Origin of the sequence: Exiguobacterium sp. s21 (assembly GCF_018617975.1) — a bacterium.
Taxonomy (GTDB): Bacteria; Bacillota; Bacilli; order Exiguobacteriales; family Exiguobacteriaceae; genus Exiguobacterium; species Exiguobacterium mexicanum_A.
This window is the reverse complement of record NZ_JACSLF010000004.1, coordinates 154,451-178,659: the sequence shown is the minus strand read 5'-3', so window position 1 is coordinate 178,659 and position 24,209 is coordinate 154,451. Positions and strand designations below refer to the sequence as shown.

Genomic DNA, 24,209 nt, shown 5'->3' with positions numbered 1-24,209 from the left:
GCTATCTCCTTCATATCTAGTTTTCTAAGGCTCATATTACTCCTCACTTTTAAAATTGCCAACTAGAAAAATGTATCGCTAACTGTTTGTCGATTTTTTTGGTAATATGAGAGATAGACTTTAAGAATGTTGAGGAGGTTGAATGAAACCGTGGACCCTAGTACGGTAGATCATTCGCTAACGGATGTCTCGCGAAGGTTGGAGCGTCAGTCACAATGTATGCCCGCCCATCTTTATTTCCAACTTGAAGAACTGCTACATTGGTCACTCGATCAAGAAGTTGTGAATCAATTGTACGCATTATTAAAAAAATACGACGTGTTAACCGATATAGAGCGTGAAGAACGAAATATCAGCATTCAAATGCTGATTGACGAAAACGGCGCTTAACCATCGGGAACGCATTTGCGGGAGACGAGTTAAGTCTCTCGCTTTTTTTGTCTCCTGATTTTTTTTAGAAAGGTGGAAAACATAGACATGGATGTCGTCACGTTAGTAGGACTCATACTTGGGTTCCTCACCCTCGTCGGAGGGATGGTATTGAAAGGAGCCGGGATTGCCCCGCTCATCAACCCGGCAGCTCTCGTCATCATTTTTGTCGGGACAGCGGCCGCGGTCAGTATCGCCGTCTCGAAGGAACAATTACAAAACGTACCGAAGTTGTTCGGCATTCTCTTCAAAAAGCAGGAGTTGCCAAGTAAATCCGGGCTGTTGACACAGTTCGTCGACTTGTCGACGCAAGCGCGTAAAGAAGGACTCTTGTCGCTCGAGACAGCGCTCGAACAAGTCGAAGAGCCGTTCTTGAAGCAAGGCATGATGATGGTCATCGACGGCCAACCGTCCGAATATATCGCCGAAGTGATGTCGCGCGATATCGAGAATATGGAGCAACGCCATAAAGCGAACTCGGACATCTTCACACAAGCTGGTACGTACGCGCCGACACTCGGGGTGCTCGGAGCCGTTATCGGTTTGATTGCGGCCCTCAAAGATTTGTCTGATATCGAAAAGCTCGGTCACGCGATTTCAGCCGCGTTCGTCGCGACGCTGTTCGGGATTTTCACAGGATACGTCCTCTGGTTCCCGTTCGCCAATAAATTGAAGCAGTATTCGAAGAGCGAGGTCATTATCAAAGAGATGATGATTGAAGGGATTCTCTCGATTCAAAGTGGGGAGTCTCCGAAGACGTTAGAAGATAAATTGTCTGTGTATTTGTCTCCAAAGGAGCGAGCCGACTATGAAGCGCAAAAAGAAGCATGATCATGAGGAACATATCCCGGAAGGTTGGTTAATCCCGTACGCCGATTTATTGACGCTCTTACTCGCCCTCTTCATCGTCTTGTTCGCCTCGAGTAACGTCGACCAGACGAAGCTCGAAAAGATGTCCCAGTCCTTTAATCAAGTGTTCTCTGGCGGGACGAGCGTGTTCCAAGCGTCGACCGCCTCGAACAGTGACATCAGCCGTACGAACAAGACAGATACGACAGCGAATCCTCGGACATATGAGCTCGCCAAACTGGATGAGTTAAAAGAAGAGGTCAATCAATACATTCAAAAGAATGGACTCGAGGATGAGATCGAAGCGACCATCAATTCGAGCGGTCTCGTCCTGACGATCCAAGACCGGGCTCTATTCAGCATGGGTGAAGCGACGCTCGATGGCGATGCTAGAGCAGTCGCCCGCTCCATCAGCGGTATTCTCGAACAAGCCGGCAATCGTGAAATCGTCGTATCGGGTCATACGGATAACATCCCAATCAACACGGCCCGCTTCCCGTCGAACTGGGAACTCAGTTCAGCCCGAGCCACCGCTTTCATGCGCGGCTTGTTGACGAACGACGCCTTGAACCCTGGGCAGTTCACACTTGCGAGCTACGGGGAATATAAGCCGATTGCGACGAACGACACGGAAGCCGGACGTTCGAAAAACCGCCGCGTCGAAGTATTGATTAAACCACTTGTCGATTTGTCAGAAGGATCGCCCAAAATGATTGATACGATCGTTTTGCCATAAAAAAACCCCACTCGATCGAGAGTGGGATTTTTTCGTTACCGCGTCCATTCGAAATATTTACGAGCGAGCTCAGTGAGCGGACTGTTGAACAAACGTTTCCGCCAGTACAAGTCGGCCGCCTTCTTGACCGCTTCGCTACGCGATGGGTACGGATAGATCATCCGGGACAGTTTACCGATCTTCTCGCCCCGCTGCATCGCATAGACGACGATTTGCATCCAATCCCCGGCCGTCATTCCGACCGCGTGCCCACCGATAATCTTACCGTTCTTCCGGGTGATGATTTTGACGAATCCTGTCTCTTGACGGTCGGCGACGAACCGATCGACCTCAGACAGTTTCGCTTCAAAAATCTCGACGTCATCGCCGTGACGCTCACGTGCCTCGGCCTCGGTCATGCCAACGTGGAACACTTCCGGGTCCGTGAACGTGATCCACGGCATCTTCGTGTAGTCGACCTTGTTCCATAGTCCGAACAAGGCGTTCGCCACGACGGCTTTCCCTTCTTCTCCGGCCGCATGGGTGAACGGTAACGTCTTGATCGTGTCACCGATCGCGAAAATGTGCGGTTGGGACGTCCGGTATGTCGAAGTGACATCAACGTACCCGTCTTTCACGTTCACATGCGCCCGGTCGAGCCGTAGTTCATCAATTCTCGGTTTACGGCCCGTCGCCATGAGCAGTTTGTCAGCCTCATACGTCACGGTCTCGCCATCGACTTCAGTCGTGACGTGAATACGTCCGTCCTCTTCCGCAATCTGCTTCACTTTCACCCCGATTTTCAGACGCATCGCCATCTCGAGCTGGGAGCGGAGCAATTTGCTGACAGACTCATCTTCTTTCGGTAAGAACGTGTCCTGTGCCTCAAGCACGGTCACTTGGCTTCCAAGACGAGCGAACGATTGGGCAAGTTCAAGCCCGACCGTGCCGGCACCGATGACGATGATACTTTCTGGCAGCGTCTCTTCTTCAAAAACTTGTTCGTTCGTTAAGTACGGAACACTGTCCAATCCATCAATCGGCGGTACGGTCGGTTTCGATCCGGTCGCGATGACAAACTTTTTCCCAATCAATAAGTCGTCTCCGACTTTAAGCTCGTACGGGCTTTGGAATGATGCCTCGCCGATATACACATCGACACCAAGTTTTTCGAAACGCTCCGTTCCGTCATGATCTTGGATGATGGCACGGGCACGATCGACACGCGCCTTCGTCGTCTGGTAATGGTCGCGGCCATCAAACTCAGCTCCGAGCACACGCGCCGCCTGCATCATGCTACTCGCTTCTTTCGAAGCGGCAATCAGCGCTTTCGACGGGACACACCCGACGTGAAGACAGTCTCCACCAAGGTGTTTTTTCTTCTCGACCAAGGCGACCTTTGCGCCTAAGTTTGCGGCACCAGCCGCGACCGTCATCCCGGCCGCGCCACCACCAATCACAATCAACTGATAATCCTTCATCTCATCAACCTCCGATAGCGTTCACTCACATCCTGCATCCGCTTCCGGTTCACCCCAAAGTCAGAGTGACCGAGTCGTGATGCCGAGCGGAATTCAATCTGTCTTGTCTCATCGTCGAATCGGAATTCAACGTCATCCTTAAAGCGCATCATTTTCGACGTGACGACATAATGGAGCGTGTCATCCGTCTCCTTGACAAGCTCGGTCCGAGGCAGTTGCCCCATCACCATCTTCATTGTCTCGATGCTCTCAGCACGGTCTTGCCCGTATGGGAGCGGCTCCATGCGTAGCGCCTCAATTTCTGTTTCGGTCGAGACAGCGTTCGGACTACCTGACAATGGCTTCAATGATTTCGTTGCCACGAAAAAAACCTCCCTCATTCTACATACAATTACATGTATCCTGAATTCGGAAGGTTTAACCCTTTTAATGCAGTTCGCTCGGGTCGAGCGGCAACAAAACAGTCACCGTCGTCCCATGACCGACCTCACTTTCAATGACGAGCTTTCCTTCGTGCGCCTCGATCAACTCCTTCGCAATCGCGAGACCAAGACCACTGCTGCCTTTCGTCACTTGCGCCTGATAGAACATTTCCGTGATGCGTTGCAGGTGATCCCGTGAGATACCAGGCCCCTCGTCAATAATCGAGATGAACGCGACCCGCTCGGATTGCACGAACCGTACGGTCAACGTCCCACCTTCGGGTGAGAAGCGAATGGCGTTCTCGAGTAAGTTTAAAAATACTTGTTTCAACCGGTTCTCATCAAACAGTCCAATCGATTTTTGGGGGTACCGTTCGATGAGGGTGATTTGTTTATCCTCGAGCGACTGTTTCAACTGAATCGTCACTTTCCGTAACAGCGATACGAGGTCGAGTTCTTGCCGATACAAGACGAGCCGGCTCTCTTCAATTTTCGTGTAATCGAGCAACTGCTCGACGAGCCCAATCATCCGCTCCGTCTCCGAATGGATGATGCTCAAACCGAGCTCGGTCTCCTCCGACACTTTCTCGTCCCCGCCGCGAATCGTCTCGGTCCACCCTTTGATCGAAGTGAGCGGCGTCCGCAACTCGTGCGACACGTTTGATAGAAATTCATTTCGCGTCGACTGATGCTGCTGCACTTTCGCTCCTAAATACGTCAGCGTCCGGGCCAGTGCCCCGAGCTCATGTTTTTCATTGGAATAGACTTCGACGTCAAAATCACCTTGCGCCATCTCATCAGCCGTCTCAATGATGTCTCGAATCGGTCGGACGAAGCGGTCTGCAATCCGAATGACGGCATAGAGCGCGACCAGCCAAATCAAGACGCCAATCATGACGACAGCCATCCAAATCTCGCGAATCAACGTATCGAGATCGGCGAGCGGCCGCGTGAAACTGATGGCGAATTCACTCGTGCCGTCCGTGATGATGGGACTCGTCACCGACAAATAGTGGTTCCCTTCCGCATCGTAATCTTGGACGATGGACTCACCGCGGGCGAGGTCTTGCAGTTGTTCCGGTGTGAAGGCCGCCTGCTGCGCCCTCTGTCCCGTCGTTTTAATGATTTGACCGGTCCGGTCGACAATCGTCAAATCGGTGCCTGGATACCCGAACGTCCGGACGAGAACCGAGAACGCGCTCGGTGTTTCAAAACCGACCTGCGCCTGGGGATAGAGATAGGCACTCGTCGTCGCATGGCTAAGTAAGGCCTCTGATTCATATTCATAGTAGTAGCGGTACGTTCCGTACGACAAGACGCTCACGAGCAAGACGAGCACGAACGTTATGACGAGCATAATCCGAATGACGAGCTGTTGCTTCATCCGTCATGTCTCCGCCATTTGTACCCGTGCCCCCACAGTGTCTCGATATAAGCCGGGTGGCTCGGATCATCTTCAATTTTTTGACGGAGACGACGAATGTTGACGTCGACCGTCTTTCTGTCCCCGAAGTAATTGATGCCCCAAACGGCATCTAACAGCGCATCACGTGATAAGACGACTTCCTCGTTTTGGACGAGGTGACAAATCAAATCGTATTCGGTCGGGGTCAAATCAATCGACTGCCCATACTTCGTCACTTGCTTCGCTGCCAAGTCGATGGCGAACGGTCCGGACTTCAATCGCTTCTTCTCTTTTCGTTTCACTTTCTCGACACGTCGGAGGAGTGCTTGAATCCGCGCCACGAGTTCGCCGGGACTGAACGGCTTGGCGATGTAGTCGTCCGCCCCACGGCCGAGTCCTTCGATTTTATCTTCTTCGAGTGTTCGCGCCGTCAGCATGATAATGCCGACATTCTCATCTAAATCACGGATGGCCGCACATGCCTCAAAACCGTCCATCTCTGGCATCATCACATCCAATAACACGACATCGAACGGTTCACGATCGAACGCTGTGACCGCCTCGCGTCCGTTCGTCGCCTCAAAGACGTCGAATCCGGCCCGCTTTAAATTAACGATGATAAAGCTGCGAATCGCATGCTCATCTTCGGCTACTAATATTCGATTCATCATTCCACCTCTTCTGAAATTCACTACTTCTTAATAGTTACGTTTTTGCGACAAGGTTGTCAATTGACCTCAAATCGTATTAGGATGGAGTCACTAGATTCTGAAGGAGGACTCCTTACCATTATGAGTTACAAGATGATTGTTTTAGATATGGACGATACGCTCCTCACGAGCGATCACACGATTTCCGCCAAAACGAAAGCTGCCTTGCTAGATGTACAAGAACGCGGACATAAAGTCGTGCTCGCGAGCGGTCGCCCGACATACGCGATGTGGGATGCCGCCCGAGAGCTCGAGCTCGCCAAATACGGTAGCTATATTCTCTCATTTAACGGTGCCTCAATCATCAACTGTGAGACAAATGAAGAAATCTTCTCAAGTACATTGCTTCCAGAGACGGTCGCCCATCTCCATGATATCAGTGTCCGGGAAGAAATCGCGATTCATACGTACATCGGTAACGAAATCGTAACCGATCAACCGAACCCGTATACCGATATCGAAGGTGAATTGACAGGGATGCCGGTCATCCATGTCGACGACTTCAAAGAAGCGGTCACGACGCCTGTCGTCAAGTGTCTCATGCTCGGTGATGGCGACACGCTTGCCCCGATTGAAACGAAACTGCAAGTCGAACTTGAAGGCAAACTCGCCGTCGCCCGTTCGAAACCGTTCTTCCTCGAATTTACGGAAGCGGGTGTGACGAAAGGGACGAGCCTCGCCTTCTTAGCGGAGCACGTCGGCATCGAGCAAGCCCACGTCATCGCTTGCGGAGACGGGAACAACGACTTGACGATGATTGAATGGGCCGGGCTTGGGGTCGCAATGGGCAACGCCAACACAACGGTCAAAGGCAAAGCCGACTTCATCACGAAATCAAACAATGAAGACGGGATCGCCCACGTTATCGAAACGTTCATGGGAACTGTCGTCGTCGATCGCTAAACGGACAACTCAGGTTGAATTCAAGGAGGAATTACGATGAATAAAGGATTGAAACGGGCGGGACTCGGACTCGTCGGCACGGCTGTCGCCGGTGCCGCCTATGTATTCTTGTCCCCGAAACCGACCTCACGCCTCGTCAAAACCTCATTTGCCGGCGGGAACGAAGTGGCCATTAAAGGGTTCGAGGAAGTCGTACAAAAAACGTCGGTTCGTAAAGACATCGACTATCATTCGGCTTACGAGAACGGAACGTTCGACTTGATTCGCTACGAAGGTGAGAAGCAGATTGTCCCAACCATCTTTTGGGTGCACGGCGGTTCATTCGTCGGTGGCGATAAGGACGACGTCTTCAAGTATGCGACGTCGATCGCAAGCAACGGCTACAACGTCGTCAGCGTCAATTATGCGCTCGCTCCAGACGTCACGTACCCCGTCCCGCTCCAACAACTTGAAGAGGCATACACGTATATCGCTGAAAACAATGACCGCTTTCGGCTCGATCTCGACCGCGTCTTCTTTGCGGGCGATTCGAACGGGGCCCAACTTGTGGCCCAATTCGTCGGAATCCAATTGAACGATGGCTACGCACCGTCTGCCGAAGTGAAGCAAATCGTCCCGAAATCGTCGATTCTCGGCACGGTTCTCATGTCGGGTCCGTACGATTTGAAACGGAGCATCGTCGAGTCATCGAAGACGGTCACCCGCTTCTTGTTCAAACGGATTGGTTGGGCTTACTTCGGAACATACAATTGGGAAGACTTGCCGGTCGTCGCGGAAGCGTCGCCGCTCGTGAATATCCCGGCCACATTCGTTCCGACGTTTATCACCGATGGCAACACCGGTTCGTTCGAAACGCAAGCGAAAGAATTTGCGACGATCCTCTCAGGTCGTGCGGACGTCACGAGCGTCTTTTATGACCGAAACGAGCACACACTCGGCCACGACTACCATTTTGAAATGGATAAGCCAGCCGCCAGTGCCACGTATCGCCGTTTAATCACGTTCTTGCGTGAAACGACGCGTTAACAAATAATCCCCGCCCATCATTGGGCGGGGATTATTTTTGTCAGTTGAGCAATGCGAGCGCGCGGCCAATCAACTCATGCCGCGACGGTGACGTCTCACGTAACGCGTGCAACCGTTCCGTCAACGCCTGTCGAAGCGCATCGGACTCGACGAGCTCCAAACATTCGATGTGGAGCAACCAAGCATCGGGATGATCGGCAAGAATCGTCGGCACGAGCTCATCAATCGACTCGCCTTGCTCCCGCATATTGCGAATTCGATTGAACATCGGATCATCGTTCGTCCAAACACGGGCGTCACGTTCGATGCGGACCGGCTTCTCCAAGATGACGAGTTCTTCAATCTCGGTGCCTGGGAAGATCGATGGGAGCGTGTCTTGTCTCACTTCGAGTGTCTCCAGTTTAATCTGTCGTCCTTCGATGGTGACGACGACGTCTTCGAACTGTAACGCTTCCGTCGTCTCGCTGACGAGGCGTCCGTCCAGTCGAATCCCTGCCGTCGCCAATACGTCTTGAAGCGGTCCGTCGAGAACGAGTACGCCGTGGTTCTGTAAGTTCGTCAATTGACCGTGATTGACGTTCACACAGTCGTCCCACTGGACGAGCGCATGGGCTCCGGAGCGTGTCACGTGACGAATCACACCGACACGGTCCGTCCCGTCTTCAAGCCGGACAGTCGATTGACTGCCCGACGCGAGTGCTTTCTCGAGCGAGGCGATTCCACCTTGGTTGACCGCCATCCGTGACTCGAGTTCGTCTAGCGCGTCCTTCAACGCTTCAAAGTCCGGGATGACGAACAACTCGCGTTGCATATTCGTCACGTCCTGTTTCGTTTCGAGTGCGTGCTCTAAATTGAACGGATGTTTCGTGACGGCGTCAGTCAAACAATGACGGCTCTCCCCGACCGATGATAACAGTCCCGCCCCGTAGATGAGCGGGTTGTCCACCTCACCGATGAGACCGAACTCGACCGTCCACCAAAAAATGCGTGCGACTTGTTGCGCTTCAGAGAAGCCGGTTACTTGGGCTTTGGCCGCATGAACCGCCGCTTCGGCTGCCGCGATCTCCTCGTCCGTCGAGTTCGCATTCTCCTTCACGACGGTCAATCGTTTCAGTGCTGCGAACGAGGCATGTTCTTCTCGATTCATGAATGCCCTCGCCCCGAGCTGACCGAACCGCTTCACAATCTGTGAAAATTCAGGATCCATTAACATCGGCGCATGGCCGGCCGCCTCGTGGATGATATCTGGTGCCGGACTGTACAAAATATTCTCGACTTTACGAATATCGGTCGCGACCGGCAACATCCCGTTGCCTTGGAAATCAAAGAAAGCGACGCCTGGGATGAGTCCATCGACCGCGACCGTCGACCAACCGGCCGCTCGCATCTCTTCGGTCATCTTTTCAACGTCAGGGAGACGCTCTGGCCCCATGCCCGTCTTTTTCAACCCTTCGATGTAGAACGGGTGGGCCTTCCCTTCAAGCGTGTGCAAGTTCAGTCGTAAGACGAAGCGCCAGACTGCATGATCGGTCGGCGTGTACTCGTCGTAGAACTGTGGCGAAATATGTGGGGCCAAATGGCGTGGAATGATTTGTGTGAGCATGATATTTCCTCCTTTGATTGACTGAACGTAAAAAAATCCCTATCGATTCACTCGATAGGGACGACGATGCCGCGGTACCACCCTGATTACTAGACGGACGTCTAGTCACTCTACTCCGATAACGGGGGACCGCTCAACACGTGAGAGCTCGCGAACTGTAATTCGATTCATCCTATGGGCGTGTTCACAGCACCACACGCTCTCTGGGCCAGGGAAGATGTCTCTACTTCGGTTCGGTCATCGCTTTTATACTGTTATACAGTTATGCTTCTATGCACATGCGCTTTTAATCGCTAAAGTATCTTGTTGGTAGTAACGATAACAGACCGTTTGAATGTCGTCAACAAAAAAACAGTCCGCATGTGCAGACTGTCACAAACACCAATCAATTTCAGGTTGTCCCCACTCACTCAACTTCGCGTTCACTTGCGAGAACGGCTTCGATCCGAAAAAGCCGCGATGGGACGAGAGCGGGCTCGGATGGACCGATGTCAAGACGGCATGTTGCGGGCCAATCCATTTCTGTTTCTTCTTCGCGTCGTTCCCCCATAGGATGAACACGAGCGGCTCTTCCCGCTCTCCGAGTCGCTCGATGATGGAATCAGTGAACTGTTCCCAGCCCTTCCCGCGGTGAGACCCGGCCTTGCCTGCTTCGACCGTGAGCGCGGTGTTGAGCAATAGCACGCCTTGTCGGGCCCATTTCTCCAAATTGCCGCTAGTCGGGACCTTACAGCCGATATCATCCTGCAATTCTTTAAAGATATTACGGAGTGACGGTGGAAGGCGGACGCCGTCTTGGACCGAGAAACTGAGTCCATGCGCTTGGTTCGGTCCGTGATAGGGATCTTGCCCGAGGATGACACATTTGACGTCCTTGAACTTCGTATAGACGAACGCGTTCCAAATATCTTCTCGCTCCGGATAGACGGTCGATGTCTCGTACGCTTCATCGACGAACGCTTTCAAGTTAGTAAAATAAGGCTCGGCCATCTCGGATGCGATGATGTCGCTCCAATCCCCAAGCAGGCGATTTGATAACTGTTCTCCCATGTGTTTCTCCCCTTTCCGTCTTATCATACCAGAATCGATGGCACACAAAAAGACGAGCCCGATTGGACTCGCCCTTGATCTTTATACTGTGACTGCGCCTGCGACTTCTTTCGCAAGTGCTTCGGCTTTCGCTTTTGCGTCAGCAACGATTTCTTCGATTTTGTCTGGGTATTGGTTCATGCCTTCAACTGGAAGTGTCGTCACTTCTGTCACGCCTACGAATGCGAGTGCTTGACGAAGGTATGCGTCTGCGAAGTTGAGGTCCGTACCCGTGTAGATACCACCAGTGCCTTGGATGTGGATTGCTTGTTTGTTCTCGAGAAGACCGACTGGACCTTGCTCTGTGTAACGGAATGTTTTACCAGCCGTCAAGACGCTGTCGAGGAACATCTTCATGCGTGCTGGGAAGAAGAAGTTCCACATTGGCGTCGCGAACACATACATGTCAGCTTCCATGAACTTCTCGAGCATACCGTTCATTGTTGCGACTTTAGCCGCTTCGACATCAGTGAGTGCTTCGCCTGAAGCGAATTTGCCCCATGCGCTGAGGACGTCGCCGTCGATTTCTTGAACATCGACATCGTAAAGTTCAATCGCTTCGACTTCAAGTGCCGGGTTCTCGTTCGTGAGTGTCGTCATGAACGTTTCTGCGACTTGTTTGCTGTATGACAATTCAGTTGGTTTCGGGTTAGCCGATACGTATAATACCTTTTTCATAAATGGTTTCCTCCATAAGCGTAATCTCTATTTTTGTAACAACAGTTAGGACTATATCATCTGTATATCTCACAGTCAATTAGTTTAACTTCAAGATAAATGATAAAAAACAGGCAGGCGTCATTTGCCTGCCGCGTTATAACCGACTCGCTTCAATAAATCGATTAACTGTTCCGTCTCTTGGTCGCTAAGTGGACCATAGATGTCTTTAAAAATCTCGATATGCTCTGGATAGACGACGTCCATCAAGCGCTTGCCTTCTTCTGTCAACGAGGCGTATGTGACGCGCCGGTCAGACGGGCAAGCCACACGCTCGATTAAGCCACGTTTTTCAAGCTTATCGATCACGTATGTGACACTGCCGCTCGTAATCAAAATTTGGTCCCCGATTTGCTGGAGCGGGGTATCCCCTCGTTTATACAAGACCGATAAAACACCGAACTCTGTTGAATTCAATTGGTGGCGTCGTAAATCGTCCTTCACACGGTCACTGATCGCGTCCATCGCTCGTGCCAAGACGATCCATGCCTTCAATTCGAGTGATTCAATCATGTCGGTTTCACCTCAATTCGTTCATCATTTACTTTTAGTATAGCAGGACATGAGCAGTATACGGTCGGAAAAACGCTTCGTCAAGAAACTTCTTCATTGTCGCTCCTGTCGGAAACGTATAGAATGGAATTATTGCGATTTTTAGAAAGGATGGACGGTATGCGCGAGTATTATGAAATTTCATTGACGATTAAAGAAGCTTATTTGGGAACGGTCATCGAGTTGTTGAACCGGGAAGGGATTGCCCCAGACTATGCGCTCGAAAAAGAAGGCGCGGTCTTTTTACTGTTCAACCACTTGCCATGGCCGAACGTCACACGGGAACCCCATGCGGTCGAACGTTTCTTATTGACGTTGTCACGCGAGGACTATTTGTTCGTCAAAACAAAACGCAAGTCTCCCGTCCCTGACCATGAACCGGTCGCTTGCATGGGTGCGTTCGACTCACCGTTCCATGAACATTTGAAGATTGAACTCGCCGTCGACGAATCGGATGCGAGCCACCTTGATATGTCGGCGTTCCGCCATTACTGAACAACACGTCTGTGTTGTTTTTTTATGACTAGACCGACGCACGGACGGGAATACATGACAATATCTGAATGTGAAAAGGGGAATGTGCTTTGATGGATACAGTCATGTTAATCGTCAACCCGTCATCTGGGAAAGAGTTAGGGAAAGAACACGCCGCGGCTGCGGAGGACGTGTTACGCGAGCGTTACGGCAACGTCGATGTCCGCTTCACGGAGAAGGCTGACGATGCCACCCGTTTCGCGAAAGAAGCGGCCTCGAAACAATATAAAGCCGTCATCGCGATGGGCGGTGACGGGACACTGAACGAGGCCGTCACCGGTCTCGCCGAAGCCGACCATCGTCCTGATTTCGGCATCATCCCGCTCGGTACCGTCAACGACCTCGCCCGCGCGCTCGGTGTCCCGAGCGATCCCGCAGATGCCATCGAGGCGCTCAAGACGGCGCAACCGACACCGATGGATATCGGTAAATACGAGAACGGCTATTTCATGAATGTCATCGCGATCGGGCTCATCGCCGAGGCCGTCGACGAGGTCAGTGTCGAGGAGAAAACGAAATGGGGCCCGTTCGCCTACTTGATTGAAGGCATCAAAGCGTTCCGCGAACATAGTCCGTATGCGCTGTCGGTCCAAGCCGATGAGCACACGTTCGACGGAGACGCCTATTTGGTCGTCATCGCCCTCACGAACTCGGTCGGCGGGTTTGAGAACTTTGAACCGGACGCTGAGTTGAACGATGGCTTGCTTCATGTCTACTTATTTGAAAACCTCGGCTTCAAAGACGCGGTCCAACTCGCACCGGCCCTCTTCACCGGCAAGTTGAAAGAAACGGACAGCGTCACGTCGTTCACGACGAAACGCGTGCATGTCGACTCACCAGAATCGCTTCCGGTCAATGCTGACGGCGACACGGGCGGGCAGCTGCCGCTCACGTTCGAGGTGCTGCCAAGCCATCTCAACGTCTTGAAGCCGACTCAATAAAACGCGGACTTTTTCAGTTCGAGGGCGAATGCGTCTACCTGAAAGGAGGAGATTCGATGCCCATCTCGCTCGTCCCATTGCAGGAAGCGTCCGACGCCATCGTCGCGACATTCAATCGCTGGAATAACGACCCCGCCATCGTCCATTTGATTCGTCCCGTCCGCTCGGAGGAAGAACTCGCCGCCGAACATCACATGACGGTCGAGGACTTGACGGACCGCCTCCGGACCCATGACATCTTCCTCATCTACGCAGATGACGTGCTTGTCGGTGAGGTGAATATCATCTATGATGCCCCGCATCTGTACGACAACGAACGCGGAAGCGCCTGGCTCGGACTCGTGATTGGAGAGCCGACCGGTCGCGGGAGAGGTGTCGGCACAACGGCCCTGACCCTGTTAGAAGAACGATTGCGTGCACAAAATGTGCCTCGCATCGAGCTCGGTGTGTTTGGATTCAATGAAGCGGCTCATCACCTTTATCGAAAGGTCGGCTACACGGAAATTGCCCGCATCGAGGCGTTCACTTATTGGAACGGTCGATTTTGGCCAGATATCCGGATGGAAAAACGATTGGACTGAATAAGGCCTTCCTCGCATCGAGGAAGGCCTTTCGTCAGTTATTTAAATTCTCGACTTCGACGACGCGGAACCCTTTTTGTTCGAGTTTAGCGACGATTTTGTCTTTCTTCGGCTCGTCGCAATCAGGCGGCAACGTGATTAATACCCGGCGCAAGACTTTACTCTTGGCATCGAGCGTCATGAGACTGGCAATCGATGAGTATTTGCTGATGATTTTCGTGATTTTCTCAAGCGCCCCCGCTTGCTCACTGAGTGCGATTGTGACGACATAACTCCCCGTGTCACGACTCCATGCCTCTTCGAGCATGCCGAGCATCTTCCCGTGCGGCAAAATCCCGTAGAATTCGTTGCTCTCATCTTTCAAGACCGCGATATACGGTAATTCTTTGATCGAGAAGAACACTTTGAAGAAACCGTCCGATTCATGGACGTACTTTTGCGTGTTCTTGATGAGCTCCATGACGTTGTCGTCTAGGCTCGCCCCACTCATCCCGTGGCGATAAATATGCATTTTATAGATATTACCGCGGAAAAACGTTCCCGTCTCATCGAGCACAGGGACACAGCGGTAGCCTGTCTTTTCGAGCGTGTCGAGCGCCTCGCGTAATGTCGCCTTTTCACTGATTGTGACGACATCTTTCTTCGGAATGCATAAGCTATGCACTAACATGCGGTTTTCCTCCTAGCCAATTGAAAGTGGTCTACACCCTATTCATTACTATTCCCCAAATATGATTGAAATCCTGCCATCAATTTTCGAAACTTATTCCGGCTTGAATGCGACCTCGGAATTTGTCGTAGCGTCAAAAAGTCGTTATAGTGAAACTATCCAAACAGACAAAGGGGATTGAACGACTATGACAATGAAAAAAACGTTAACGATCGCTGGCTCGGATACGAGCGGCGGTGCAGGCATCCAGGCTGATTTGAAGACGATGGAAGAGCTCGGTGTTTACGGGATGACCGCACTCACGGTCATCGTGGCTCAAGACCCTCATAACGCGTGGCACCACGAAGTATTCCCGATCGACACGACGTTGATTGAGAAACAAATCGATACGGTCCTCGCCGGAATCGGTGTCGATGCCGTCAAGACAGGCATGCTCCCGACGCCAGAGATCATCGAACTCGCCGCTCGTAAGATTAAAGAATACGGCATCCAGAACGCGGTCGTTGACCCGGTCATGGCTTGTAAAGGTGCAGACGAGATTCTCAACCCGGACGTCGCGGTCGCGATGCGCAAGCACCTCGTACCGGTCGCTAAAATCATCACACCGAACTTGTTCGAGGCGCGCATGCTCGCAGGTCTCGATAAAACACCTTCGACGATGGATGAAATCAAAGAAGCTGCTCGTTTGATCCATGAGCTCGGCGCTGAGATTGTCATCGTCAAAGTCGGCGGCAAGCTCGGGTTTGATACAGCATTCGACGTGCTTTACGACGGTAACGAGTATCGTCTCCTTGAGAGCGAGAAAATCGAGCCTGCCTTCACACATGGCGGCGGCTGCACGTTCTCGTCAGCGATCGCGGCCTCACTCGCGAACGGTCACTCGGTCGACGAGGCTATCCAAATCGGAAAAGAGTTTATCACTGAAGCGGTCCGTCACTCGTTCCGCCTCAACCAATACGTTGGCCCGACGAATCATACCGGTTACCGTAAAAAACTAGCAACACAATCTTAACGGGTGACCCGGGACGTATGTCTCGGGTCATCGTTTCCATTGGAGGGAACCGCGTGAAATCGATTCAACCTACAACTATCCAGACATACTTGGACGCGCATGTATCCATGCCGCTCTATGTCCACGTCGAGACGACGAACGGGGCGTATGCGACGCATAACGACCCTGACTTTCATAACGCCGGTATGTTCATCCGGAACGTCGTCATCGAATACAGCATCGGCCAAATCAAAGGCAACGGTCCATATCGGGTCGGCTTGAAGCTCGATCACGGTTGGCTTTACGTCGAAGGATTGACCGATTACGAACAGCATGGGGACCAGCTCCTGCTCGCCGGGCATGACCGTCTCGGACGTCTCGCCTGTGCCTTACACTTAGATATCAAACCGCTCCCGCAAGGAGCCTCGGAGGTGGAAAGCCAATGAATGGACCATTACTCGTTATTTTTCCGCATCCCGATGATGAAGCGTTCAGCTCGGCCGGGACGATTATCCAACACCATAAGAACGGCTTCCCGGTCACGTACGTCTGTCTGACACTCGGTGAGATGGGCCGCAACATGGGCTCGCCGATTTTCACGACGCGTGAAGAGTTGCCGAAAATTCGTAAACATGAGCTCGAGGAAGCATGTGCCGTCATGGGCATCGACGACCTCCGCATGTGGGGACTCCGTGATAAGACCGTCGAGTTCGAAGACGAAGCGGAACTCGCTGGACGGTTCAGCGCGTTAATCGAAGAAGTGAAACCGGCCCGCGTCATTTCCTTCTACCCGGGCTACGCCGTCCATCCCGACCATGAGGCGACAGCACGAGCGGTCGTTCGAGCGCTCCAAGAGATGGATGAAGTGAGTCGTCCAGAGTTTTTAGGCGTCGCCTTTGACCATCGCACCGAAGCGGAACTCGGAAAACCGCACGTCCTCATCGAAGTCGGCGACGAGAGTGCCGCGAAACGCGAGGCGTTGCTCGCCCACCGCTCTCAGACGGAAGGATTGCTGCGGGCCATCGACAACGCAGAAAACGCCCACGTCATGGAGTTACTCCAACGTGAGCGCTTCTATCACTATCCGTTCTCATGATTCGTAAGCGAGACGTGTCATGTACAAGAGTGCACCGACAGCCCCGAGGCCGATCAACGTTCCCAATACGACAACGATATGTTCCATGTTCTCACCTCTACTTGGTTATACGAACTTGATGGATCATTGGTTTCAAAGCGCATGTGCTGACATGCGCTTTTTTTCTTAGAAGTACAAGAAGTAAATGACAGCCGCCAACGCGATGCGATATATGGCGAACGGCGTCAATTTGACTTTATTGATCAGCTTCAAGAAGAACTTGATCGACAACAGCGCGAATAAGAACGCGCTAATGAATCCGACGACGAAGACCGGGAGGGTCGCCATCGTGAAGTACTCCCATTTGCTGTAGAGCGAGAGCGCACTAGCACCGAACATAATCGGTACGGCCATGATGAACGTGAAGTCCGCCGCGGCCCGGTGACTCATCCCTAAGAGGACACCGCCCGAGATGGTCGACCCTGAGCGTGAAAAACCTGGCCAGAGCGAGAAACATTGAATCAAGCCGACACCGAGCGCTTGTTTATACGAAATCTCATCGAGCGTTGCTGTCGTTTGACGCTTCACACCTGACAAATCCGCGGCAATCATGAAGAATGCTCCGATGACGAGTCCGATTAAGACGGTCTTGATCGAGAACAAGTTCTCATCGATATAGTCTTCAAACAATAGCCCGAGCACGCCTGCTGGGAGCAGACCGATGAAGATATGTAGCAAGTTCAGTTTCTTTGTCGGCCCGCTGCTGCGAATCGCGAGCAACTCCTTCGGATTCAACAACTCCTTGAACCGATTTCGAAATACGACGATAACCGCTAAAATCGAACCGAGCTGAATTACGATCTTAAATGTGTTCGCCACCTCTTGACCGAGGAAGCTACTCGAGTTGAGCCACAGGTCGTCCACGAGAATCATATGTCCCGTTGACGATACCGGAGCAAACTCTGTCAGTCCTTCGACGACGCCTAACAAAAAGCCAATCAGTAACTCATACCATTCCATTGTTTATCTCCTACTCCAGTATTGTTTCTTATCATACACAAATTTATTCTCACCCGCCCTAGGTCTTGAGGCGTAAAAAAAAAGGATGCTCGCTTAAGCACCCTTTTTCCAAATAACGAATATGATGAGCAATTGATGCATACAAACGATGATCCCAATCCATAAAAAGGCAGTGAAGAGCGTCATACCGGCCCCGACCACAAACACTAGTCCGATGAGGATGATACTAACGTGCAGCAACATCGAGACGGATGACTCGGTCGTCGCCCGGATGACAGACGGGACACGGTGATGCAATGCCCCGAGATAGAGCGGTTCGACGATGCCGATAAGAAACGCCATGCCTGCCATCCAGACGAGTCCGACTTGTCCTGGGAAAAAGCCGAGAATGACAAAACCGAGACCGATGCCCCAACCGATTCCGTGCAACCAACGATCGACCGTCGTGATGTGTAACAGGACCGGGGCGAGCAGTTGCCCTGGTATTTGAATGAGCAACAGGACAGTCGAAATCATTCCGAACCAATAGATGGGAACTTCGACGTCACGGGCGTACAACTGCCAAAACTCATCGATGAAGTTGAACGCACCGATTGTCACGATGAACACCGACGACAAGGCAAGTAGCTGGTGGTCGTGCCACACGAAGCGAAAACCTGCCCCGATGTCCGCCCATGTCATTCGTTCCTCTGTCACGACTCGTCTCGGCTCGACAAGGCCAAGGCCACATGCTGTCGCGATAAACAAACTGACAGTCGACAGCACATAGTTCAGTTCAAACGGGAAGCGTGTGGCCAGCAAGGCGCCGCTGATCGCCGCGAGAACGGCTGCAACGATTCCGATGACATTCAACCGGCCGACCCAGCGCTCGAACGCCTCCGTCTTCCCATCCTGTTCAAGCGTCTCATAGAGCAGTGCATTCTCCGCCCCGCTCCGGAGCGCCGCCCCAATGCCTGACAAGGCGATGGCTAAGGCGAAACCGCCGAACGAAAAGGACACAAGTAACACGACAAAGGAACCCCACTCGAGTGCAGTCCCGATTTGCAACAGACGTCGGCGTTCCAAGCGATCGGCTAACACCCCGGTCGGCACTTCGAGGATGACGACGAGGACGGCATAGAGCATTTCGAGATAGACGACTTCTTGCATCGTGATCGTCCGCGACTCCCAAAACAGACGCTCAATCGTGTAGGCCGGGACGAGTGCCTCGAACCAACGCATCCATCCAAGCAACGTAACGTTTCGACCGACTTAGCTAGGTGAACGTGCTCGTTTCATCTAAATCTCCTCCTTATTCACCTATTCCCGATTGCACAAAAAAAGCCACGGAAAATTCCGTGGCCAGACGATTATTTGAGCAGATTAAGGATTTCGCGATTGAACGCCGGGATGTCGTCCGGTTGACGGCTTGTCACCAGCTGTTCTTGGCAGACGACGACTTCTTTGTCCGCATACTTCGCACCGGCATACTCCATGTCGACTTTAATCGACTTATAACCGGTTGCATCGCGGCCTTCGAGCGTCTTCGCCGTAATCAACAGTTGTGGGCCGTGACAGATAGCGAACACAGGTTTCTTCGCGTCCATGAACGCTTTCGCGAATTGAACGAATCGCTCGTCTTCACGTAACAAGTCGGGTGAGAACCCACCTGGTAACAGCAACGCGTCGAAGTCTTCCGGCGACACGTCATCGATCGCTTTGTCGATCGTGACTTTCGACTCACCTTGTTTGCCTTCAACCGTGTTACCGACTTTCTTTTCAATCGTGACAACTTCGTGCCCCGCTTCCACCAATGCGTCGCGTGGACCCGTGAACTCTACGTCTTCAAACATATCTGTGATTAGCGTTGCTACTTTTGCCATATTGAAAACACTCCCTCATTATTTTTATTCACATAAGGAGTGTTCCACACCTAACCGGCCCATAAACATTCAACGAAACTTCGAGACGTACGGATTAGCTCGTTCGAAGAAGCGGTACGGGTAATCGCGTGCTTCGCCCGTATTCGGGATCCCTACGCGTGGACCGGCCTCGATTTCCGGGATGGCACTCCCTTCAACGATATAAAGCGGCTCATGTTGGAGCGAATGTCCGTATAGGTCCATCGTGATGCCAAGCGCTTTCGTCAGCTTTCCAGGTCCATTCGTCTGGTCGAATCGCTTGATGCCGGGACGATTCGCCTCAATGATGCCCTGTCCTTCAATCGGCTCGATGGCCCGAATGAGGACGGCTTCCGGCGTGCCGACCGGACCGCTCACGACATTGAGCAGCGTGTGTGTATGCATCTGATAAGTATAGACGTGTCCAGGTAACCCGAACATCACCTCGGTCCGATTCGTCCGTCTGCCGCCGAAACTGTGGGCCGCCCGGTCGATGGCACCGAGATAAGCTTCCGTCTCGACGATCTTTCCGACGATTTGACCGTCGAGATGATCATGGACGAGATAGTGACCAAGTAACGAACGGGCCAATTCGAGCGTCGGTTGCTCATAAAATGATGGATCGAGTCGTTTCATCGTCATCCCTCCTCGGTCTCATTTTCTCAAATGAAGACGGGAAGATACAAAAAAGATGCCCTGAACGATTCAGGACATCTGTTAAATTATGATGCGATCCGCATCGCCTCACGTTGCTTTCCCAATTTCACGTATCCGAGAATGATCGAGAAGATCGGGCTGAGCCAGAGGAAGAAGGCGAACGGTGCGTATTCAAGTACCGGTACCCCGAGCGTGGCCGCGAAGAATGCACCCGACACGCCCCATGGGATGAGCGGGTTGATCACCGTCCCGCCGTCTTCAAGAGCACGTGACAAGTAACGGGGATCGATGCCGCGATCGATGAACCCTTGCTTGAACGCCTGACCTGGAAGCAAGATCGACAAGTACTGCTCACCCGCGAGCAAGTTGACACCAATCGAGCTGAGGACGACCGACAAGACCGAGCTGCCTGGTGACTTCAACCGTTCGAGCAATGCGTCGACGATCGCTTGGAACACACCAAGTTCACGGAGCAATCCACCGAACGCAAGTGCGATCAAGACGAGGCTGACCGACCAGAGCATCGATTCGAGACCGCCACGGTCAAGTACGGCCGCAATCGTCTCATTCTCGACGCCCGATTTGAAGCCGGCCTGCATGACGCCGAACCAGTTCGTGACGTTCCAGTTGCCTTGGACAAATCCAGCCGTCAACACACCGGCGAACATGCCGACGAGCATCGTCGGCAAGACCGGCATCCGGCGGAAGGCGAGAACGGCAACAAGGATCGGCGCGAGCAAAGTCAGCCATGATAAGTTGAACCGCCCGGCGAGAGCCGCCTGTGCCTCAGCGATTTGGGTCGTATCCGCCGCTTGCCCGCTCCGACCGAGGATTGTGAACAAAACAAGGGTGATGAGGAAAGCCGGGACGGTCGTCCCCATCATGAAACGGATATGGTCGAACAGTTTGACACCGGCCACGGCCGGCGCGAAGTTCGTCGTATCTGACAATGGGCTCATTTTGTCGCCGAATAATGCACCTGAGACGATTGCCCCTGCGGCAAGCGCCGGAGAAATCCCGAGCGCCATCCCGATACCGAACAAGGCGACCCCGACCGTACCGACCGTCGTAAAGGCACTGCCCGTGAACGACGAGACAATCATTGTGATGAACAAGACGCTCGGCAAGAACCATTGCGCTGAGATTGTATCTAAACCGATGGAGAGGATCGTCGCCACCGTACCAGACATCTGCCATACACCAATCAACATCCCGATCAACAGTAAAATCAAGACCGGCATGATGGCTTCACGGATCCCGCTGATCATCGCGGCTTCGATTCGTTTAAAATCACGCGTGCGATAATACGCGTAACCCCCTATTAATACCATTGTGCCAAAGATCGCCATGTGTGGCGTCGCTTTGGCCAAAAACATCAGTGCGAGCAGGGAAATACCGCTCATCAGCACGACGAATACAGCCTCTTTTCCTTTCATCTGCAGCGACGTCCCCTCCTTTCAGTCCATTATTTTCTACCTAACCGCTTAAACGCTTTTATGCGCGAAAGTGTTTCAGTGATGTTCTTTACTATACCTGCTTCTCTTTTCCCTGTCAAACGTCTTTTTATGGTAAAGTAAACGCTCGAGGGTGACCTCCGGAGTTCGTAACCTCCTCCGACATCAAAACTAGCGAAAAAGGAAGTGTGCACGTTGCAACACGAAAAAGCATTGGTCGTCTTTAGCGGCGGTCAAGATTCAACCACCTGCCTATTTTGGGCAAAACAACAATTCTCTCATGTGGAAGCGGTGACGTTCGCCTACGGGCAACGCCATGACGCGGAAATCGAGGTCGCAAAAGAGATTGCGGCCGAACTCGATGTCCCGCACCACATCCTCGACTTGTCCTTACTCGGACAACTCACCTCTAACGCGTTGACGAGACACAATCTCGACATCGACAATGCGGACGTCCCAAACACGTTCGTCGATGGACGCAATCACTTATTCTTATCCTTTGCGGCCGTCATGGCCAAACAGCTCGGTATGCATCACATCGTCACCGGCGTATGTGAGACCGACTTCTCAGGTTATCCGGATTGCCGGGACCAGTTCGTCAAATCCTTGAACGTGACGCTCAACTTGGCGATGGACTATCCGTTCGTCATCGACACACCGCTCATGTGGCTCGACAAAAAGCAGACGTGGGAACTCGCGGACCGACTCGGTGCGTTCGATTACGTCAAAGAACGGACGCTCACGTGCTATAACGGCATCCTCGGATCAGGTTGTGGCGAATGTCCGGCGTGCGTGCTCCGTCAAAACGGCCTCGCCGCTTATGAGGAGGTGCGCGTATGAAGAACGCCCCATTCCTCGCCCCGACGAGTGTCGAAGCCAAACAAGACGGCTCGCTCATCTATTGTCCGCACCGCGTCCAAATTGTCAAAGAAGTGACGTTCGACGCCGCGCATCATTTGTTCGATTACGACGGTAAATGCCGAGCGCTGCACGGACATACGTATAAATTGCAAATGGGCATCAGCGGTTTTCTCGATAACCGCGGCATGACGCTCGATTTTGGCGATTTAAAAGCCATCTTTAAAGAAGAACTCGAACCATACCTCGACCATCGTTATTTGAATGAGTCGTTACCTTATATGAATACGACTGCCGAAAACATGTGCTACTGGATTTTCGAGCAGCTCGCCAAACACTTGCCTGACGAGCGCGACGTCCGCGTCGAATTCGTCAAACTGTACGAGACGCCGACATCGTACGCCGAGTTCCGCCGCGAATGGTTGGTGGACTGATGAAAATCCCTGTCCTCGAAGTGTTCGGCCCGACGTTTCAAGGGGAAGGCCGCGCCATCGGACAAAAGACGATGTTCGTCCGGACCGCCGGTTGCGATTATCGCTGTTCGTGGTGCGACTCCGCCTTCACGTGGGACGGCTCGGAGAAACCCGACATGCTGACAGCCGACGAAGTGATCGAACGGCTCGACGCGCTCGGCGTGTACGACTATGTCACCATCTCGGGCGGCAATCCGCTCCTCATCGCCGCGATGAAAGACTTGGTGATGAAACTGAAGGCGCGCGACGTCAAACTCGCCGTCGAGACGCAAGGCAGCCGCTATCAGGACTGGCTCGCTGACATCGACGACGTGACGCTCAGCCCGAAACCACCATCTTCCGGCATGACGACCGACTGGGAGAAACTCGACGCCATCGTCGAACGGCTGCGCCCCGAACAGATGACGTTCAAAGTCGCCGTCTTCGACGAGATCGACCTCGCCTATGCGAAATCGGTACAGACGCGCTACACCCCGGACGTCATGTACTTATCGGCCGGCAATCCCGAGCCCGGTGCGGACGGTGACATCACCGACGCCCAGCTCCGTCGTTTGAAAGAACTGTGGGAGGACGTCGCCCGCGACCCGTCATGGCAAAGCGTCCGTGTCCTGCCGCAACTGCACACATTACTGTACGCCAACGAACGTGGCGTCTAAGGAGAATACTTATGAGACCAGAAGACTTACAAGACTTGTCGCTCCTCGGACAGAAGAGCGTCCCATACATTTTTGAATACGCACCGGACGTCCTCGAGGCGTTCCCGAACCGTCACCCGGAGAACGACTACTTCGTGAAGTTCAACGCACCGGAGTTCACGTCGCTCTGCCCGATCACGAACCAACCGGACTTCGCGACGATTTATATCTCATATATCCCGGACGAGAAGCTCGTCGAGTCAAAATCGCTCAAGCTGTATTTGTTCAGCTTCCGCAACCACGGGGACTTCCATGAGAACTGCATCAACGTCATCGGAAAAGACCTCGTCAAGTTGATGGAGCCACGCTATCTCGAAGTGTGGGGCAAGTTCACGCCACGCGGCGGCATCTCGATCGATCCGTACTACAACTACGGCAAACCGGGCACGAAATACGAACGAATGGCTGAACATCGCTTGTTCAATCACGACCTGTATCCTGAGACGGTCGACAACCGTTAACCAAAAAGTAGGCGCTCA

29 protein-coding genes and 1 other annotated feature are annotated in these 24,209 nt (G+C 52.6%); of the genes, 15 read left to right on the top strand and 14 right to left on the bottom strand.

Annotation, left to right across the window (positions count from 1 at the left end; all coding sequences use genetic code 11):
* The first annotated feature begins 150 nt into the window (after positions 1 to 150).
* The 3 genes from KNP06_RS06995 (at position 151) to KNP06_RS06985 (ending at position 2,014) form a co-directional block, all read left to right on the top strand.
* Complete coding sequence (locus KNP06_RS06995) at positions 151 to 390, top strand: hypothetical protein (protein ID WP_021068128.1); 240 nt, start codon at positions 151 to 153, stop codon at positions 388 to 390.
* 87 nt (positions 391 to 477) lie between these two features.
* Positions 478 to 1,260 carry a flagellar motor stator protein MotA gene (gene motA / locus KNP06_RS06990; protein ID WP_021068127.1) on the top strand — a complete coding sequence of 261 codons (783 nt, stop codon included), beginning with the start codon at positions 478 to 480 and terminating at the stop codon, positions 1,258 to 1,260.
* On the top strand, positions 1,238 to 2,014 hold the full coding sequence (locus KNP06_RS06985) for a flagellar motor protein MotB (protein ID WP_214788341.1): 777 nt from the start codon (positions 1,238 to 1,240) through the stop codon (positions 2,012 to 2,014). Before motA ends, KNP06_RS06985 begins: the two co-directional genes overlap by 23 nt.
* Positions 2,015 to 2,049: 35 nt before the next feature.
* Here the strand turns inward: KNP06_RS06985 and KNP06_RS06980 are convergent, their stop codons facing one another.
* The 4 genes from KNP06_RS06980 to KNP06_RS06965 all read right to left on the bottom strand — a co-directional run bounded on the left by KNP06_RS06980 (position 2,050) and on the right by KNP06_RS06965 (position 5,969).
* Positions 2,050 to 3,474 (bottom strand): dihydrolipoyl dehydrogenase family protein, encoded by a 1,425-nt coding sequence (locus KNP06_RS06980; RefSeq protein ID WP_138860060.1) that lies wholly within the window; start codon positions 3,472 to 3,474, stop codon positions 2,050 to 2,052.
* Positions 3,471 to 3,836, bottom strand: a complete 366-nt coding sequence (locus tag KNP06_RS06975; RefSeq protein ID WP_205729343.1) for a DUF1499 domain-containing protein — start codon at positions 3,834 to 3,836, stop codon at positions 3,471 to 3,473. Before KNP06_RS06975 ends, KNP06_RS06980 begins: the two co-directional genes overlap by 4 nt.
* 64 nt (positions 3,837 to 3,900) lie before the next feature.
* Positions 3,901 to 5,280: a sensor histidine kinase gene (locus KNP06_RS06970; RefSeq protein ID WP_214788338.1), complete on the bottom strand. Its 1,380-nt coding sequence runs from the start codon at positions 5,278 to 5,280 to the stop codon at positions 3,901 to 3,903.
* Positions 5,277 to 5,969 (bottom strand): response regulator transcription factor, encoded by a 693-nt coding sequence (locus KNP06_RS06965; protein ID WP_034780802.1) that lies wholly within the window; start codon positions 5,967 to 5,969, stop codon positions 5,277 to 5,279. The genes KNP06_RS06970 and KNP06_RS06965 overlap by 4 nt, the downstream gene beginning before the upstream one ends.
* Before the next feature lie 123 nt (positions 5,970 to 6,092).
* On the opposite strand from KNP06_RS06965, the gene KNP06_RS06960 reads away from it, so the two are divergent.
* Both KNP06_RS06960 and KNP06_RS06955 read left to right on the top strand, forming a co-directional pair.
* Positions 6,093 to 6,914 carry a Cof-type HAD-IIB family hydrolase gene (locus tag KNP06_RS06960; protein ID WP_214788335.1) on the top strand — a complete coding sequence of 274 codons (822 nt, stop codon included), beginning with the start codon at positions 6,093 to 6,095 and terminating at the stop codon, positions 6,912 to 6,914.
* Between the two features lie 36 nt (positions 6,915 to 6,950).
* Positions 6,951 to 7,940: an alpha/beta hydrolase gene (locus KNP06_RS06955; RefSeq protein WP_214788332.1), complete on the top strand. Its 990-nt coding sequence runs from the start codon at positions 6,951 to 6,953 to the stop codon at positions 7,938 to 7,940.
* 40 nt (positions 7,941 to 7,980) lie between these two features.
* Here KNP06_RS06955 and KNP06_RS06950 read toward each other — a convergent pair whose 3' ends face one another.
* From KNP06_RS06950 to KNP06_RS06935, 4 genes are all read right to left on the bottom strand, one after another.
* Positions 7,981 to 9,543 carry an aromatic amino acid hydroxylase gene (locus KNP06_RS06950; protein ID WP_214788329.1) on the bottom strand — a complete coding sequence of 521 codons (1,563 nt, stop codon included), beginning with the start codon at positions 9,541 to 9,543 and terminating at the stop codon, positions 7,981 to 7,983.
* A gap of 53 nt (positions 9,544 to 9,596) precedes the next feature.
* Positions 9,597 to 9,793, bottom strand: a binding site (T-box leader).
* Between the two features lie 122 nt (positions 9,794 to 9,915).
* Complete coding sequence (locus KNP06_RS06945; protein ID WP_214788326.1) at positions 9,916 to 10,593, bottom strand: uracil-DNA glycosylase; 678 nt, start codon at positions 10,591 to 10,593, stop codon at positions 9,916 to 9,918.
* An 81-nt stretch (positions 10,594 to 10,674) separates the two neighbouring features.
* A complete protein-coding gene (locus KNP06_RS06940) occupies positions 10,675 to 11,310 on the bottom strand; it encodes an FMN-dependent NADH-azoreductase (protein WP_214718468.1) in 636 nt (211 codons plus the stop codon).
* A gap of 120 nt (positions 11,311 to 11,430) precedes the next feature.
* Positions 11,431 to 11,862 (bottom strand): MarR family winged helix-turn-helix transcriptional regulator, encoded by a 432-nt coding sequence (locus tag KNP06_RS06935; RefSeq protein ID WP_021068116.1) that lies wholly within the window; start codon positions 11,860 to 11,862, stop codon positions 11,431 to 11,433.
* Between the two features lie 159 nt (positions 11,863 to 12,021).
* Here KNP06_RS06935 and KNP06_RS06930 point away from each other — a divergent pair, with 159 nt between their 5' ends.
* From KNP06_RS06930 to KNP06_RS06920, 3 genes are all read left to right on the top strand, one after another.
* Positions 12,022 to 12,396, top strand: a complete 375-nt coding sequence (locus KNP06_RS06930; protein ID WP_138860066.1) for a hypothetical protein — start codon at positions 12,022 to 12,024, stop codon at positions 12,394 to 12,396.
* Between the two features lie 92 nt (positions 12,397 to 12,488).
* Positions 12,489 to 13,376, top strand: coding sequence for a diacylglycerol/lipid kinase family protein (locus KNP06_RS06925; RefSeq protein ID WP_214788323.1), 888 nt, complete (start codon positions 12,489 to 12,491; stop codon positions 13,374 to 13,376).
* Positions 13,377 to 13,432: 56 nt separating this feature from the next.
* Positions 13,433 to 13,957, top strand: coding sequence for a GNAT family N-acetyltransferase (locus tag KNP06_RS06920; protein WP_214710676.1), 525 nt, complete (start codon positions 13,433 to 13,435; stop codon positions 13,955 to 13,957).
* A 34-nt stretch (positions 13,958 to 13,991) separates the two neighbouring features.
* On the opposite strand, the gene cbpA is transcribed toward KNP06_RS06920, so the two are convergent.
* Complete coding sequence (gene cbpA, locus KNP06_RS06915) at positions 13,992 to 14,627, bottom strand: cyclic di-AMP binding protein CbpA (RefSeq protein ID WP_034780770.1); 636 nt, start codon at positions 14,625 to 14,627, stop codon at positions 13,992 to 13,994.
* A gap of 187 nt (positions 14,628 to 14,814) precedes the next feature.
* Here cbpA and pdxK point away from each other — a divergent pair, with 187 nt between their 5' ends.
* The 3 genes from pdxK to bshB2 are packed head-to-tail and all read left to right on the top strand — an operon-like array spanning position 14,815 to position 16,714.
* Positions 14,815 to 15,639 carry a pyridoxine/pyridoxal/pyridoxamine kinase gene (gene pdxK / locus KNP06_RS06910; protein WP_214788320.1) on the top strand — a complete coding sequence of 275 codons (825 nt, stop codon included), beginning with the start codon at positions 14,815 to 14,817 and terminating at the stop codon, positions 15,637 to 15,639.
* Positions 15,640 to 15,692: 53 nt separating this feature from the next.
* Positions 15,693 to 16,064 (top strand): YojF family protein, encoded by a 372-nt coding sequence (locus KNP06_RS06905; protein WP_034780768.1) that lies wholly within the window; start codon positions 15,693 to 15,695, stop codon positions 16,062 to 16,064.
* Entirely contained in the window at positions 16,061 to 16,714 is a 654-nt protein-coding gene (bshB2, locus tag KNP06_RS06900; protein ID WP_214788317.1) for a bacillithiol biosynthesis deacetylase BshB2, read from the top strand. Before KNP06_RS06905 ends, bshB2 begins: the two co-directional genes overlap by 4 nt.
* Positions 16,715 to 16,879: 165 nt before the next feature.
* Here the strand turns inward: bshB2 and KNP06_RS06895 are convergent, their stop codons facing one another.
* The 5 genes from KNP06_RS06895 to nhaC all read right to left on the bottom strand — a co-directional run bounded on the left by KNP06_RS06895 (position 16,880) and on the right by nhaC (position 21,692).
* Positions 16,880 to 17,713: an undecaprenyl-diphosphate phosphatase gene (locus tag KNP06_RS06895; RefSeq protein ID WP_214788314.1), complete on the bottom strand. Its 834-nt coding sequence runs from the start codon at positions 17,711 to 17,713 to the stop codon at positions 16,880 to 16,882.
* 93 nt (positions 17,714 to 17,806) lie between these two features.
* The gene (locus KNP06_RS06890; RefSeq protein WP_214788313.1) at positions 17,807 to 18,934 is read right to left on the bottom strand and encodes an MFS transporter; all 1,128 of its coding nucleotides are present in this window, start codon (positions 18,932 to 18,934) and stop codon (positions 17,807 to 17,809) included.
* Between the two features lie 128 nt (positions 18,935 to 19,062).
* Positions 19,063 to 19,575 carry a type 1 glutamine amidotransferase domain-containing protein gene (locus KNP06_RS06885; protein WP_214788311.1) on the bottom strand — a complete coding sequence of 171 codons (513 nt, stop codon included), beginning with the start codon at positions 19,573 to 19,575 and terminating at the stop codon, positions 19,063 to 19,065.
* A gap of 69 nt (positions 19,576 to 19,644) precedes the next feature.
* Positions 19,645 to 20,235 carry a DNA-3-methyladenine glycosylase gene (locus KNP06_RS06880; RefSeq protein WP_138860072.1) on the bottom strand — a complete coding sequence of 197 codons (591 nt, stop codon included), beginning with the start codon at positions 20,233 to 20,235 and terminating at the stop codon, positions 19,645 to 19,647.
* An 80-nt stretch (positions 20,236 to 20,315) separates the two neighbouring features.
* Positions 20,316 to 21,692, bottom strand: coding sequence for a Na+/H+ antiporter NhaC (nhaC, locus tag KNP06_RS06875; protein WP_214764055.1), 1,377 nt, complete (start codon positions 21,690 to 21,692; stop codon positions 20,316 to 20,318).
* A 207-nt stretch (positions 21,693 to 21,899) separates the two neighbouring features.
* On the opposite strand from nhaC, the gene queC reads away from it, so the two are divergent.
* From queC to queF, 4 genes are read left to right on the top strand one after another with little or no spacing between them, the layout of a single operon-like run.
* Entirely contained in the window at positions 21,900 to 22,544 is a 645-nt protein-coding gene (gene queC, locus KNP06_RS06870) for a 7-cyano-7-deazaguanine synthase QueC (RefSeq protein WP_214710681.1), read from the top strand.
* A complete protein-coding gene (queD, locus tag KNP06_RS06865; protein WP_021068101.1) occupies positions 22,541 to 22,996 on the top strand; it encodes a 6-carboxytetrahydropterin synthase QueD in 456 nt (151 codons plus the stop codon). Before queC ends, queD begins: the two co-directional genes overlap by 4 nt.
* Positions 22,996 to 23,691: a 7-carboxy-7-deazaguanine synthase QueE gene (queE, locus tag KNP06_RS06860; protein WP_240731270.1), complete on the top strand. Its 696-nt coding sequence runs from the start codon at positions 22,996 to 22,998 to the stop codon at positions 23,689 to 23,691. The genes queD and queE overlap by 1 nt, the downstream gene beginning before the upstream one ends.
* 11 nt (positions 23,692 to 23,702) lie before the next feature.
* On the top strand, positions 23,703 to 24,191 hold the full coding sequence (gene queF / locus KNP06_RS06855; RefSeq protein ID WP_021068099.1) for a preQ(1) synthase: 489 nt from the start codon (positions 23,703 to 23,705) through the stop codon (positions 24,189 to 24,191).
* Positions 24,192 to 24,209: the final 18 nt, after the last annotated feature.

Excerpts from the sequence above, each read along its gene's own strand:
- KNP06_RS06985 (WP_214788341.1), top strand. The coding sequence starts at position 1,238 with ATGAAGCGCAAAAAGAAGCATGATCATGAGGAACATATCCCGGAAGGT.
- KNP06_RS06890 (WP_214788313.1), bottom strand. The coding sequence starts at position 18,934 with ATGCGTTGGTTCGAGGCACTCGTCCCGGCCTACACGATTGAGCGTCTG.
- KNP06_RS06935 (WP_021068116.1), bottom strand. The coding sequence starts at position 11,862 with ATGATTGAATCACTCGAATTGAAGGCATGGATCGTCTTGGCACGAGCG.
- queD (WP_021068101.1), top strand. The coding sequence starts at position 22,541 with ATGAAGAACGCCCCATTCCTCGCCCCGACGAGTGTCGAAGCCAAACAA.
- KNP06_RS06885 (WP_214788311.1), bottom strand. The coding sequence starts at position 19,575 with ATGGCAAAAGTAGCAACGCTAATCACAGATATGTTTGAAGACGTAGAG.
- KNP06_RS06940 (WP_214718468.1), bottom strand. The coding sequence starts at position 11,310 with ATGAAAAAGGTATTATACGTATCGGCTAACCCGAAACCAACTGAATTG.
- KNP06_RS06960 (WP_214788335.1), top strand. The coding sequence starts at position 6,093 with ATGAGTTACAAGATGATTGTTTTAGATATGGACGATACGCTCCTCACG.
- KNP06_RS06930 (WP_138860066.1), top strand. The coding sequence starts at position 12,022 with ATGCGCGAGTATTATGAAATTTCATTGACGATTAAAGAAGCTTATTTG.
- KNP06_RS06970 (WP_214788338.1), bottom strand. The coding sequence starts at position 5,280 with ATGAAGCAACAGCTCGTCATTCGGATTATGCTCGTCATAACGTTCGTG.
- KNP06_RS06925 (WP_214788323.1), top strand. The coding sequence starts at position 12,489 with ATGGATACAGTCATGTTAATCGTCAACCCGTCATCTGGGAAAGAGTTA.
- KNP06_RS06950 (WP_214788329.1), bottom strand. The coding sequence starts at position 9,543 with ATGCTCACACAAATCATTCCACGCCATTTGGCCCCACATATTTCGCCA.
- bshB2 (WP_214788317.1), top strand. The coding sequence starts at position 16,061 with ATGAATGGACCATTACTCGTTATTTTTCCGCATCCCGATGATGAAGCG.
- pdxK (WP_214788320.1), top strand. The coding sequence starts at position 14,815 with ATGACAATGAAAAAAACGTTAACGATCGCTGGCTCGGATACGAGCGGC.
- cbpA (WP_034780770.1), bottom strand. The coding sequence starts at position 14,627 with ATGTTAGTGCATAGCTTATGCATTCCGAAGAAAGATGTCGTCACAATC.
- KNP06_RS06880 (WP_138860072.1), bottom strand. The coding sequence starts at position 20,235 with ATGACGATGAAACGACTCGATCCATCATTTTATGAGCAACCGACGCTC.
- KNP06_RS06920 (WP_214710676.1), top strand. The coding sequence starts at position 13,433 with ATGCCCATCTCGCTCGTCCCATTGCAGGAAGCGTCCGACGCCATCGTC.
- KNP06_RS06895 (WP_214788314.1), bottom strand. The coding sequence starts at position 17,713 with ATGGAATGGTATGAGTTACTGATTGGCTTTTTGTTAGGCGTCGTCGAA.
- queF (WP_021068099.1), top strand. The coding sequence starts at position 23,703 with ATGAGACCAGAAGACTTACAAGACTTGTCGCTCCTCGGACAGAAGAGC.
- KNP06_RS06965 (WP_034780802.1), bottom strand. The coding sequence starts at position 5,969 with ATGAATCGAATATTAGTAGCCGAAGATGAGCATGCGATTCGCAGCTTT.
- KNP06_RS06945 (WP_214788326.1), bottom strand. The coding sequence starts at position 10,593 with ATGGGAGAACAGTTATCAAATCGCCTGCTTGGGGATTGGAGCGACATC.
- motA (WP_021068127.1), top strand. The coding sequence starts at position 478 with ATGGATGTCGTCACGTTAGTAGGACTCATACTTGGGTTCCTCACCCTC.
- KNP06_RS06980 (WP_138860060.1), bottom strand. The coding sequence starts at position 3,474 with ATGAAGGATTATCAGTTGATTGTGATTGGTGGTGGCGCGGCCGGGATG.
- KNP06_RS06955 (WP_214788332.1), top strand. The coding sequence starts at position 6,951 with ATGAATAAAGGATTGAAACGGGCGGGACTCGGACTCGTCGGCACGGCT.
- queE (WP_240731270.1), top strand. The coding sequence starts at position 22,996 with ATGAAAATCCCTGTCCTCGAAGTGTTCGGCCCGACGTTTCAAGGGGAA.